This is a genomic window from Allobosea lathyri, from assembly GCF_900108245.1.
In the GTDB taxonomy this organism is placed as follows: Bacteria; Pseudomonadota; Alphaproteobacteria; order Rhizobiales; family Beijerinckiaceae; genus Allobosea; species Allobosea lathyri.
This window is the reverse complement of the sequence record NZ_FNUY01000003.1, coordinates 200,861-213,132: the sequence shown is the minus strand read 5'-3', so window position 1 is coordinate 213,132 and position 12,272 is coordinate 200,861. Positions and strand designations below refer to the sequence as shown.

Genomic DNA, 12,272 nt, shown 5'->3' with positions numbered 1-12,272 from the left:
GCGTGGTCTGGCGATCGCAGGAGAAATTGGCAGCCTCGGCACGAGCCCCCAAGGGCGCTAATAAAATAGCCCGAGAATTGGTGGAAGCGAGGACAGGTAAATGAACAGGCGGTCGTTCCTATCGGTACTATTGTGCGGGTTTTCCTCCGCGACCCCGGGGATGGTCGCGTCATCCCAGGCCGCCTCCCCCGAAATCGCGCAGGCCGTGTCGAAAGAGACCGCAAAGGGGCTGGATGCGGCTGACGTCGAATTCAGCCAACGGCCGCAACTCCACTACAACAGGCAGCCGCAACACCGTCGTCCAACTCGCCGCCGGCGGCGTCTTCCCCGTCGCTGATCGGGGAGAGCGCCCGACAATGGGCCCGACAACGCCGATGGCCGGAGCCGCGCGGTGGCCGGGATATCTGGACTAGCGGGGTCCATTGTATTGAGGGAGCTTGGGCCGACTTCCAAAGATCAAGCCCTGCGGGTCCCGCTCGACGTCCCGTAAGGTCCGGCTAAACCCGGTAAGCCAGCGTCTGCCGTCGGTCGCCAAGGGTTCGATGGTGCGCAGACCCGCACGGGTGAAGCGACTGATTTCAGCGGTAATCTCAGCCGTGCGCCTGTCGAGGTTGTCGGCGAGCACGCGGAGGGACTTCGCGACATCGCTGACATCGGAGAAGGCATTGTGGCCATTCTGGCCGGCGGCGGAGTCCAGGAAAGCCTGCGCGCCCTTCAGCACGCCCTCCACCTGAGCGGCCGCCCTGTTGAGCTTTTCCGTAATTGAGGCGACGTCCTTCACCGTCTTGCTGACATCGCCACTGGCGCCTCCCAGCGTCACCGTGAGCTTCTCGACGTTGTCGACGGTTGAAGTGATATACTGTGGCTCGACCGAGCGGATGGCGTCGGTTACGTCCTGGCTGAACCCGCCCAGCTTCTCCGCAAGAGGGGCGATGAACTCGGCGACGGCGCCAGTGCTCTTCATCAGCTTGTCGACGCCATCCGAATTATCGGCGAGTGCAGCCGAGAATTGTTCCGCGTTCCTGACTTTGTCGCGGATCGCTCCCGAATTTTCCTTGATCAGGACCTCGACGCCGCCAATGATATCGTCGGCGCGCCTGGCGATGGTGCGCACTGTCTCGAAGATGTCTTCGGAGTGTTCGGCCGTGATCGTGGGAAGGGACTGACCCGCCTGTGGGGCGAGGACAGGGGAGCGGGGGTCGCCGCCGAGAAGCTGCACGGAGACGACACCGGCAAGTCCCTGCCCTTCAATGCGAGCCCGGGTATCGACGCGCAACGGTGTCCAGTCGTCGACCCTTATCACAGCCGAGATTTGGCGCGCATTGTCAGGCTGGAGGCCGATTTGCGTCACCTCGCCGACGCGCAGGCCGTTGAAAAGCACGCTGGAGCCGCGCCCAAGGCCCGAGACCTTGTCATTGAAGATGATCCGGACGTCCACCTTGCGAGCGCCGCTGCCGCTGCTGAACCAGTAAGCAAACCCGAATAGCGCAGCCAGCACCGCGAGGGTGAAAAGTCCAACCAGCGCGTGACCAGCTCGCGATTCCATTGCCTGTGCGGCTTCCCGTTACTCAAGTGGCAGGACTGAAGCCCGTCCGCTGCCGAAATAGGTGTATTGCGGCATCAACGGCGCATCATCGCATGCCTATGACGGGACGCGAAGTTAACGCACGAGCCCGCCGATAAGGCGGGCTCGTTTTTGCCATTCAAATTCCTGGCATTCAAATTCCCGGCATTCAAACCGGCCGGACGCCGGATAACGTCGATCTACTGCTTGAAGCCGATCACCACGCCATCAGCCCCAAGCGAAAGCTGGAGACCCTGCCGGCGCGCAGCCAGCCGCAAAGTGACGCCCTTGTCATTGCGCAACCAGATATTTCCTCCGCCCTGACCGCCGACCGCCCAGCCTTCCTTCAGCTGCACATAGGCCCCAGCGAAATCGGACCTGTTCTTGAGCCCGTACACGGACCCGGAGGCGACCGTGCGGGAAGCGCCGATCGAGCCAATGCCAAGACCGCCAACGGTGATCGGATACGACTTGCCACGGAAACGAAGGGTCCCGCCCCCAACCTCGCCGGATGCGATGAAGCCCGCCTGCACCTGCTCGATCCGAACGGTCCCCGTGGACGGACCGAGCGAACGGGACTGCGCCGCGGCGGGTGCCGCGAGCATCAGAACGGCTGCAACGGAAACGACTGTCTGCCTAAAAAACATGGTGTTGTACTCCTGGCGCTCGACCAGCGGCGCGAGGGAGCAACGCGCGAAAGCACAATTCGATCCGAATATTCGTTCTTCGGCGTCGTGCACTGCCTCGCAGGTTCTGCCCAAGGGCCTCGGTTTGGTTCTCACCGAGGCTCATCGAAGCACGACGACCTTGGTTCCAGTGCGGACGCGGTCGTAAAGGTCGGTAACGTCGCGATTGGTCATCCGTATGCAGCCCGACGAAACCGCAGCCCCGATCGTCTCCGGCTCGTTGGATCCATGGATGCGGTACAGGCTGGACCCGAGATAGATCGCCCGCGCCCCGAGAGGATTGTCCATCCCGCCGGACATGTAGCGCGGCAAGTCGGGGCGCCGCTTGAGCATCTGCGAGGGAGGGCGCCAATCCGGCCATTCGCGCTTCATCGTGACGGTCTTGGTCCCCGCCCAGCTGAAGCCGTGCCGTCCGACGCCAACGCCATAGCGAAGTGCCTGATGGTTGCCGAGAATGTAGTAGAGCCGCCGCTGGCTTGTCGAAATCACGACGGTGCCGGGGGCCTGCTTGCCATTCCACGGTACGACCTGACGCGGGATCGGCTGTTCGCTGAAGATGTTGAGGAAATCCGCAAGCCCCCGGCTGAGCGGATTGTCGTAAGCAAACGCGGGTGCCGAGAGACCGAGAACCGCGACGATAAGAACAATGGCGCGCAGCATGATTACCCCTGCGAAGCCCCCGCCCAAATTTAAGGGGGAAACGGAAAATGAGGTCAAGGCAGGATCTGCCCTTTTGATCGACAGAGCCGTTCCCTTGGCGGCCTGGCCGTTATTCGGCCGCCTCAGCCTCCAGCGGCCGCACGGGGGTACGATGGCCGCTCTCTTCGTGCTTGCTCCAGTAAGCCTGCTTGAGCCTGAGCGAAATCGGTCCCGGCCGGTCGTTTCCAAGGATGCGATGTCCGATCCGCGCTCCCGGAATCACGCCGCCGGCGGTCGATGTGAGAAAGACTTCGTCGGCCTCGTCGAGCATCGAGCGATGGATCGGCGCAACAAGCGCCTCGATCCCCAATTCCGCGCATAGGTCGAGCACGGTTTGCCGGGTTATCCCATGCAGGCTGCCGCGATCCGGTGTGACGACGCGGCCATCCTTGACGACGAAGACGTTGAAACCGGGCCCCTCGGTCAGGAACCCTTCCGCATCGCAGAGCACGGTCGTGTCGAAGCCGGCATCGTGCGCCTCAAGCAGGCCGGAGGTCAGATCGTTCCACTGATAGTTCTTTACCGTGGGATCGACGGAGGCGTCGGGGACGCGTGGATTCGATGCGATCCAGATATGAGCGCCGCGCTCCTGCACGTCCTTCGGCACGACGTCGACCCACGGAACGGCATAGGCAATGAGATGATTTTCGCAGTCTACAGGCCGTCGTGATCCGGTGACCTTTGGCTTTCCGCGCGAAGCGACCATTGCGACATAGGAATCGGACAGGCCGCTCAACGCGACACATCTGTGCAGGATCGCTTCAATCGTCGTCCGGTCCTCGGGCGGCCTGAGCCGGCGCTTCGCCATCGCGAGTTCGAATCGATCCAAATGGTCCTGAAGCCGAAAAAAGCAGCCGTCGAAGACATGGACGACGTCGTAGACGACATCCGAGCGCGTAAAGCCCCAATCCGTCACCGGCAGAGTAGCCTCCGCGATCGGAACGAATTGGCCTCGAACATAAGCCGCGCCGTCTGAGTACACTGAACTGCTCATGTGTGATCTCCAGAATCCAGTCCTGAGCCATTGCGGCATACTGGCCAATGAAGACGAGGATAGCGAGAGAGGAACCTTGCCAACGAAGTGATGTCCCCATCGCCGCTCACCGGGGCTTTCTGAAGATAGCAAGACATCCGCTTTGCGATCCCTCTTGGGCGCAGCAATTGCGCTCGTCGAAAAAGAGTATCCCGCCTCGTTCGAAAGCGAGGCGATCCCGCTTCGAGATGACACAGAGAGCCGACATGACGCTTCGTCACATGTCCCGCCGGATGTCCCAGATTCTTGAACGCCTCAACGAACGCAAGCGCCGGGCGAAAAAGGCGGCGGCACGCGAGGCAGCCAGCCTGGAGCATCGGCCCGAAAAGTGGAATGCGGTTTTCGGTAAAAACCGATGCAAAAACAAAGAGATAGGCCATTTGGACGGATACGATATCCGATCCGATGGTCTAGCGCGATCAGGCAGTGGACCGATACCTGCCGGCAATGACAACGTTCGATCGGGAGAGCCGCGCAAGGACTCTTGATCTGCAAGGGGGCCATGGCCGTGCTACGCTGCGTCAACCCGCTCGCAAATCAGCCCCCCAAGCCCGTGAGCGGGCCAGGTCCGGCGCGATGCCCGCGAGTATTGCGCCGGGCCGCTATGGTTCTTCGCTGGCCGGGGCGATTGCCCCGGAAACCATTCGGCATCGTCCGCGGGTGTGCCGCTCAACCTCCGCCAAAGCTGCATCGAGACTGCTGAAGCTGGATAGCTTGAGGCCAGAGGTTGTGCCGATGGCGCTGCCGCACGGCGCGATCGTGAATTCGCCCTTGGGCTGCTCGACCACTTCGCCCATCGGACGTCCGAGCAGATCGATCATGACCCAGGTCGTCGAGTTCGACTGCTTGACGATAATATCCATGGTTGCTCCGCCGCTTCCCCACATTGTGCGCTCGCTTGTCATGAAAGGCGACAGGCATCTCCGGACGAAGCCGGCATGAAAAATACAGCGGTAGGAAGAAATATGTTCGAGATATAAAGTTATTACACTCGCAATCACCGAGCATCGGCATGTTTTAACTCAGACAACTAAATAGAAATAATTTTCATGACCATATTTTATCTGTCCGTTACGTCATAATTTTTTATTATTACGTTGTCGATGCATTCAGCCATAGGATCGACCGAGAACAGCGGCAAGATATCGGAAATGATGCAGCCGGCGTCATGCATGCGGAGTCGGCGTGTCGATCGCAGGCACATGCTGGCATAACGTGGCATCCCGCCCCATCTACTGCCAAAGGGCGCGATCGGGCGCCGCCACCCGAGTTGGTGTCATGTGTGAACGCGAACTGGCCGACCCTGAACTGCTTAGGATGGCCCATGTCATTTACGTCGAGATGTCCAGGCAGTTGGGCGGTGAAGCGCGTGCCATGATCGACGCCGACCACAACCTGCGAGAGGTCGTCTTCGAGGGCTCAATCGATCTGTTGAAGGTGGCGGCAGCGCTGTCGAAGCGGTGCTGTGTCCACCCTTCCGATGTCGAGACGATTGCGGAGGTGGCGACAGCGGACATGCCTATACCTCGCATGACCCCGGCGTAGGAGCACATGAAGGAGCTCGCCGTAGCGGGTTTCAAGTGGCCTGAACGTTAGGAATTGATTAATTCGATAAATGTAAGTGTTGGAGTATATTTTGATGCCGCCGCATGGCGGTCTCCTATATTTTTCTGGTTAAAAATTGATTTGGCAACTGGTTTTGCCCCTGACGATCTTGCAAAGCGTCCGCAATGCGCGGATTCCATTTAGGGGAACCCAATGTCAGACAATAATATCGACGTTGTCGGCCTATCGGCCGACATCGTTGCGGCATATGTTACGAACAACTCCGTTCCCGTGTCAGATCTTCCGAGCCTTATTGCAGCCATTCACGCCGCTCTGCTCGGGCTTGGGATGGAAACGACGGCACCTCCTCTAGAAAAGCAGGTCCCAGCCGTTCCGATCCGTAAATCCATCACCCCCAATCTACTGATCTGCCTGGAAGACGGTCTCGCGTTCAAAACACTGAAGCGTCATCTGCGGAACAGGTACGGCATGACGCCGGAAGAGTACCGCATGAAGTGGGGCTTGCCGCCGGACTATCCCATGGTCGCGCCGAACTATGCCGAACAGCGCTCGCAAATGGCGAAGGCCATCGGCTTCGGACGCAAGACGGTGAAGCCAAAGAACAAGGCTCGCTCCAGGGCAGCCTGATCGCCAAGGGCGGCTTATCGCATAGCGCCTCGCTCAGTCTTGACATGAGCGCGGCCTATCCGCCGGCGGGCGGGTCAAGCGCTCGCCGGTTGGTGCGAGCGAGCCGATGGCCGTCCAGGCATCGGCTCCGCTCATTCGTGCCAAGGCAGCTCGGGTGCCTGCTCAATCTGTACGAGTAGGATTGCGACGCTGGCGAGCCACGCGATTGCGACTTGGATCAGCATTAGAATGCTCCCGGGCGATAAACGCCGAGACAGGCACTTTGTTTCAATGAGCTGTGCTGCGCCGGGAACCGCCGACTTAGCCGGCCGTTGATCGCTAGGAAACACGGAGGAGGCCACCATGCGTGACGGTTCTGGAAACAAAATGAGCCCGGAAGAGCAGCAGAAAGTGAAATCGGTACAGGGCGCGCCGGATAAGGAATCCTTGAACAAAGTCTCGATCAATCCCGGCGCCGACCGAGACACGGGGTCCGCCGACAAACCGAATCCGAAGCCTACCGACACGCCGGCGTCCGGCGTCGGCGAGTAAATCAGTGCAAGGCGATTAAGCGACTGGGCTGCAAGCCTCAGCAGCCAGACAAAGGGCAAGGGGCTGGCACAAGAGACTGGCACTAGGCCGGGGCCATTTTTCAATCGAAAGCGGACAACCCATTCCCGCACGGAGCCTTCAAAGTCCTTTTCCATTTTCGGGCCGAAGGTCGTGGCTCGTCGTCCCGATCTCAAGCATGACGACCTCGCAGATTTTTTCCAGCGCGGTTGGACAACGTTCGACGCCGTGCGGCACGACGATGAATTCGCCTTCCTCGATCACCTCATCCCGGTCGCGGAACTTCATCAGCAGCCGGCCCTTGTGAACGAAGAAGACCTCGTCCTCGTGGCTGTTGAAATGCCAGCCGGTCTCGCCCTCGAACTTCGCGAGCTTGATCTGCAGGTTGTTGACTCCTGCTGCGACCTGCGGCGGCCAGGTGTCGGAAAATCGTCCGAAAGCGCTTGTCAGATTTTCCTTGTGAAATGGCGAGATGTGCCGGTTGAGCATCGCGACATCGCGAATGATCGTCGACAGCTGGCTCGGGACATCCGTGCCCTCGGCCGGATATTTTCCGTCGAGAGCCGCCGTGCCGATCGTAAAACCAGCCGCCCCCGCTTCCTTCAAAGCTGCGATGCGGCCCGGCGTATCGATCGACCCGGCCACATAGACGGGCTTCGACACCGCGGAACAGACCGCTTCGATCAGTGCCGGTACGTTCTCATGCGAGCGATAAGCCAGAAGATCCAGACCGTGCACGCCGTCGCGAGCGGCCAACGCCTCTGCGCTGGCGACGATGTCGTCGATGCTACCCTCGAGAACGCTTGGATGTCCGGAGATCGTGCCCGGGAATGGGCAGTATTGGATCGTGGTGCCAGAAATGATCGGCAGCACGTCGTCGACCCTCGTCCCACCGAGCAGAATGTCGATGCCGATCTCGACGGCAGCTTTTGCCGAGGCGACCTCGCTGTCGCGATCGAGTGAAACCACCTCAAGATACGAGGTCGCACCGCCAGCCTTGATAGCTGTGTTGAGGGCTTTCAGCTTGTCGAGTGGCAGGCCGATATCCTTGAAACCAATATGCCGGACGCCAAGCGCCAGGGCGGTCTGAAGCTGCTCCATCGCATCGCTGACCGTCCGGTCGTTGCGTGTGAGCATGAAAATGAAGCGAAGGCCCATCAGGACACCTGTTCCGTTCCGTTCATCCGGCTGCGGGACAATGAACCGCCATGCCATTGCGAGTATGCTGGCTCAGTCTGTGAGTTTCGCAACCGCTGGGCGCTTGGCGGAACTGCATTTGGCGCTCGTTGAGCCGATCCGACACCCGCCCTATCAAGGGATCCGATCCCTCTTTCGTTCGCCAACGGCAGGTCCTCGATGAATTCTCGCGTTTCCCCTGGCAGCGATCCCGTGGCGTCGGTCGAGATAGGTCAGCCTGTGCCGCGCAAAGAGGACGCGATCCTCGTGCAAGGGCACGGAGGCTACACCGACGATCTGAGCGTCGAGCGACAGCTCTTCGCGGCTTTCGTCCGCAGCCCTCATGCGCATGGCACTCTACGGGCCATAGATGCAGCGGAGGCGCGGTCGATGAAGGGCGTCGTCGCGATCTACACTGCGGCGGACCTGAACGGCCACGGCTACAACGCCATCCTGACGCCGATCGATGTGCCAGGCCGCAATGGCGCGTCGATGAGAAAGCCCCGGCGGGCGGCGCTGGCGGCCGACAAGGTCCGCTTCGTTGGCGACCCCGTCGCGGTGGTCGTCGCCCGCACTGCCGATCAGGCCCGGAATGCCGCGGAGGCGGTCAGGCTCGACATCGGTGTCTTGCCCGCTGTCACGGATGCCGAGGCGGCTCTAAGCGCCGGTGCTCCGCAACTCTATGACGATGTCGCCGGCAATCTGATTGTCGATTTCCAGTTCGGGGATAACAAGAAGGTCGCCGCCGCCTTTGCGCAAGCCGCGCACACCGCACGATTGCGCATCGTCAACAACCGTGTCGTCGTTAACCCGATCGAGCCGCGTGCGGCCATTGCGAGCTTCGACGGCAAGTCGAAGCGGTACACGCTGCACGCCCCGAGCCAGGGCGCCTTCGGCATGCGAAACAACCTGGCCGCAGCCATGGGCGTGAAGCCTACCCATATGCGCTTGGTCACCGGCCATGTCGGCGGCTCGTTCGGCATGAAGGCCGCCGTGTTTCCCGAATACGTCGTCCTCCTCCATGCGGCCCGCATGTTGAAGCGGCCGGTCAAATGGACCGATCAACGGTCGGAGAGCTTCGTCTCGGATCACCATGGCCGTGACATGGTCTTCGACGCCGAATTGGCCTTGGACGCTCGCGGTCGCTTCCTCGCCACGCGCTTCACCGGCGTGGCGAATATGGGTGCTTACCTCACCCCCGTCGGGGCGATGATGCCGACGATGAATGTCGGGAAAAACTCCGTCGGCATGTACCGGACGCCGCTTGTCGAGATCCAGACGCGCTGCGCGGTGACGAATACGCCGCCGATCGGCGCCTATCGCGGCGCGGGTCGCCCGGAAGGCAACTACTTCATGGAACGGCTGATCGATACCGCAGCCCGCGACATGGGGATCGACAAGGCGAGTCTGAGGCGGCGCAATCTGATCCCGCCCGCGAAGCTGCCTTGGGCGACGCCGATGGGAACGGTCTATGACAGCGGTGATTTCCCAGCGCTTTTCGAGCGGGCGCTCGAGACGTCGGATTGGAAGGGATATGCCGGGCGACTGCGGAAGAGCCGGAAGGCGGGGTTGCTTCGTGGGCGCGGTATCGGCTGCTATCTCGAGGTCACGGCGCCACCGAGCAATGAAATGGGTGGAATCCATTTTGAGCCGGACGGGAGCGTGAGCATCGTCACCGGCACGCTGGATTACGGCCAGGGACATTGGACGCCTTTCGCCCAGCTCCTGACCAGCCAGCTCGGCGTGCCCTTCGAGCGGATCAAGCTCATGCAGGGCGACAGTGATCGACTGATTGCGGGCGGAGGTACCGGCGGCTCGAAATCGCTCATGGCGAGCGGCTCGGCGATTATCGAGGCGAGCGAGTTGGTCATAGAAAAGGGGAAGCTGCTCGCCGGCCATTTCCTGGAGGCCAATGTCGCCGATATCGCGTTCGCTGCCGGTCAGTTCACCGTGTTCGGCACCGACCGTTCGATCGGCATCATGGACATAGCGGCAAGGCTGCACGCCGGGGCCGCGGTCGCTTTGGGCCTACCGCAGTCGCTCGACGTGGATCATGTCCTCAAATCTGCGCCTTCGGCCTATCCCAATGGCTGTCATGTCGCCGAGGTCGAGATCGACCCGGAGACCGGACATGTCGAGGTCGCGCGCTATGTCATGGTCAACGACTTCGGAACAGTCGTGAACCCGATGATTGTCGAGGGGCAACTCCATGGCGGCGTCGTTCAGGGCATAGGCCAGGCCCTGTTCGAGCGGACCGTCTATGACGACAGCGGCCAGCTGATCACAGGCTCTTACATGGACTATGCATTGCCCCGGGCGGCGGATGTGCCCTTCTTCTCATTCGTGAGCCAGGGCGTGCCGACGCTGAATAATCGGGTGGGCGCCAAAGGTTGCGGCGAAGCGGGCTGCGCCGGCTCCCTGCCCTCGGTGATGAACGCGGTCGTCGACGCCCTCACGCCCTATGGCATCACGCATCTCGACATGCCCGCTACTCCTCTGGCGGTCTGGCGAGCCATTCAGTCGGGACAGATCGGATCCGACCGAAACGGCCCCTCCTGACACCGCTTGCGAAAAGCCCGCCGCTCCTGTCGCGGTCGCTTCTGGCCTGCAACGCCTTTGCCAGGGGTGATCGACGGAGAGCGGGAGCTCGTAGCGCCAAGCTATTGCCACGTCTGCGCCGCTCTCCACTTCCGTCACGGTCCCCGAGCTCCCGGGCGGCCCCGAACCGTGGACAGCATGCGGATAGTAAAAACGCAAAGAGCGCCCCAAAGGACGCTCTCGAAACTTTCAAAACTATTGAAATCCGTGGTGGGTGATGTAGGGCTCGAACCTACGACCCGCTGATTAAGAGTCAGCTGCTCTACCAACTGAGCTAATCACCCATACGCCACGAAGCGTCGCCGGTCAGCGGCCGAGGCCGCGTCAGGCAGGTCGGCGATGTAGCAAAGCCCCCCGCCCCTGTCCACCCATATGCGACAGAAATATGCATGCTCGCCGAAATGAATTCGGCGAGCTGCGTAAAACTCAGGCCGGCTTGCGATTCAGCAGGTGATAAAGCGCAATCGCCCCGAAGGTCGCAGTGCCGATTCCACCCAGCTCGAAGCCGAAGACCGGCAGTTTGAGATCGCCAGCTCCGAGAATCAAGGCCGTCGCCACGGTCAGAAGATTCTTCGGCTCCGAGAAGTCGACCTTGTTCTCCACCCAGATGCGGCCGGCAGTCGCAGCGATGAGGCCGAAGACGACGACCGCAAGCCCGCCGAGTACCGCCACGGGGATCGTGCCGATCACCGCTCCGAATTTCGGCGAGAACCCCAGGGCCAGCGCGATGATGCCGGCAGCGACGAAGACCAGCGTCGAATAGACCCGCGTCACCGCCATCACGCCCATATTCTCGGCGTAGGTGGTGACGCCGGTGCCGCCGCCGGAGCCCGCGATCATGGTGGCGACGCCATCGGCGATGAAGCCGCGACCGATCAGAGGATCGAAATTGCGCCCGGTCATCACCGCGATGCCCTTGATGTGCCCGAGATTCTCCGCGACCAGAATGATCGCCACAGGCGCGATGAGCGCCATCGCCTTGAAGTCGAAGACCGGCGCGACGAAATTGGGCAGGCCAAACCAGGCCGCAGCAGCGACGCGCGTGAAATCGACCGGAGGCGCCCCGAAGGTCGGCGCCGTCGCGGCATAGAGCAGATAGGTCGCAAGCCCGCCGATCAGCACCGGCAGTCGCTGGGCCAGCCCGCGGCCATAGACGGCGACGACCGCGACCGCGACCACGGTGAACAGGGCAATCCATTTGGTGTAGGGGCTGGCCGAGATCATGTTCATCGCGACCGAGGTGAGGTTGAGCCCGATCGCGGCGACGACCGCACCGGTCACCACCGGCGGTAGCAGTTTCTCGATCCAGGCCGTGCCGATCGCCTGCACGAGAACGCCGATCGCGGCATAGAGCGCGCCGCAGGCGATGATGCCGCCGAGCGCCACGGCAATGTTGAGGTTGGGGCCCGTGCCGCTATAGCCGCTGGCGGCGATCACCACACCGATGAAGGCGAAGGACGAACCGAGATAACTCGGCAGCTGTCCGCGCGTGATGACGAAGAAGAGCAGTGTCGCGACGCCGGAGAAGAAGATCGAGACATTGGGGTCGAACCCCATGATGATCGGCGCCAGCGCGGTCGAGCCGAACATCGCCACGACATGCTGCAGGCCGGCAATGAAGGTCTGCGCCGCCGGCAGCCGCTCGTCCGGCATCACCACGCCCGAGGTCTTCAAGGTCCAGTTCGGGAAATACCCCATCGCAGCGCTCTCCAGCTGGCGCATTCCCCCTCGGCCCGCGCCCCGCGCGAGTACAGGCAAAGATCGCGCCCGCGCC

Annotated in this window: 12 protein-coding genes and 1 tRNA gene; 5 read left to right on the top strand and 8 right to left on the bottom strand. The window is 61.6% G+C overall.

Annotated features, from left to right (window positions below; translation table 11 throughout):
* Positions 1 to 409 precede the first annotated feature (409 nt).
* The 4 genes from C4S73_RS08515 to C4S73_RS08500 form a co-directional block, all read right to left on the bottom strand.
* Positions 410 to 1,546, bottom strand: coding sequence for an MlaD family protein (locus tag C4S73_RS08515; RefSeq protein WP_103872063.1), 1,137 nt, complete (start codon positions 1,544 to 1,546; stop codon positions 410 to 412).
* A 218-nt stretch (positions 1,547 to 1,764) separates the two neighbouring features.
* A complete protein-coding gene (locus C4S73_RS08510; RefSeq protein ID WP_146071301.1) occupies positions 1,765 to 2,304 on the bottom strand; it encodes a hypothetical protein in 540 nt (179 codons plus the stop codon).
* Positions 2,305 to 2,352: 48 nt separating this feature from the next.
* Complete coding sequence (locus C4S73_RS08505) at positions 2,353 to 2,910, bottom strand: L,D-transpeptidase (RefSeq protein ID WP_103872061.1); 558 nt, start codon at positions 2,908 to 2,910, stop codon at positions 2,353 to 2,355.
* 109 nt (positions 2,911 to 3,019) lie between these two features.
* The gene (locus C4S73_RS08500; RefSeq protein ID WP_244595509.1) at positions 3,020 to 4,177 is read right to left on the bottom strand and encodes an aminotransferase class IV; all 1,158 of its coding nucleotides are present in this window, start codon (positions 4,175 to 4,177) and stop codon (positions 3,020 to 3,022) included.
* 11 nt (positions 4,178 to 4,188) lie between these two features.
* Here C4S73_RS08500 and C4S73_RS27880 point away from each other — a divergent pair, with 11 nt between their 5' ends.
* Entirely contained in the window at positions 4,189 to 4,470 is a 282-nt protein-coding gene (locus C4S73_RS27880) for a hypothetical protein (RefSeq protein WP_146071300.1), read from the top strand.
* Positions 4,471 to 4,584: 114 nt separating this feature from the next.
* On the opposite strand, the gene C4S73_RS08495 is transcribed toward C4S73_RS27880, so the two are convergent.
* Entirely contained in the window at positions 4,585 to 4,845 is a 261-nt protein-coding gene (locus C4S73_RS08495) for a hypothetical protein (RefSeq protein WP_103872059.1), read from the bottom strand.
* A gap of 415 nt (positions 4,846 to 5,260) precedes the next feature.
* Here C4S73_RS08495 and C4S73_RS08490 point away from each other — a divergent pair, with 415 nt between their 5' ends.
* The 3 genes from C4S73_RS08490 to C4S73_RS27875 all read left to right on the top strand — a co-directional run bounded on the left by C4S73_RS08490 (position 5,261) and on the right by C4S73_RS27875 (position 6,706).
* Positions 5,261 to 5,527, top strand: coding sequence for a hypothetical protein (locus tag C4S73_RS08490; RefSeq protein WP_103872058.1), 267 nt, complete (start codon positions 5,261 to 5,263; stop codon positions 5,525 to 5,527).
* Between the two features lie 213 nt (positions 5,528 to 5,740).
* Positions 5,741 to 6,175: a Ros/MucR family transcriptional regulator gene (locus C4S73_RS08485; protein ID WP_103872057.1), complete on the top strand. Its 435-nt coding sequence runs from the start codon at positions 5,741 to 5,743 to the stop codon at positions 6,173 to 6,175.
* 342 nt (positions 6,176 to 6,517) lie between these two features.
* Complete coding sequence (locus tag C4S73_RS27875; protein WP_146071299.1) at positions 6,518 to 6,706, top strand: hypothetical protein; 189 nt, start codon at positions 6,518 to 6,520, stop codon at positions 6,704 to 6,706.
* Between the two features lie 138 nt (positions 6,707 to 6,844).
* On the opposite strand, the gene C4S73_RS28980 is transcribed toward C4S73_RS27875, so the two are convergent.
* The gene (locus tag C4S73_RS28980; RefSeq protein ID WP_103872056.1) at positions 6,845 to 7,882 is read right to left on the bottom strand and encodes a cupin domain-containing protein; all 1,038 of its coding nucleotides are present in this window, start codon (positions 7,880 to 7,882) and stop codon (positions 6,845 to 6,847) included.
* Positions 7,883 to 8,080: 198 nt separating this feature from the next.
* Between C4S73_RS28980 and C4S73_RS08475 the strand changes: the two genes are divergently transcribed.
* Complete coding sequence (locus tag C4S73_RS08475) at positions 8,081 to 10,459, top strand: xanthine dehydrogenase family protein molybdopterin-binding subunit (RefSeq protein WP_103872055.1); 2,379 nt, start codon at positions 8,081 to 8,083, stop codon at positions 10,457 to 10,459.
* Between the two features lie 247 nt (positions 10,460 to 10,706).
* Here the strand turns inward: C4S73_RS08475 and C4S73_RS08470 are convergent.
* Together C4S73_RS08470 and C4S73_RS08465 are read right to left on the bottom strand one after the other, a co-directional pair.
* Positions 10,707 to 10,782: transfer RNA gene (locus tag C4S73_RS08470), tRNA-Lys, on the bottom strand.
* A 142-nt stretch (positions 10,783 to 10,924) separates the two neighbouring features.
* Entirely contained in the window at positions 10,925 to 12,220 is a 1,296-nt protein-coding gene (locus C4S73_RS08465; protein WP_103872054.1) for a solute carrier family 23 protein, read from the bottom strand.
* Positions 12,221 to 12,272: the final 52 nt, after the last annotated feature.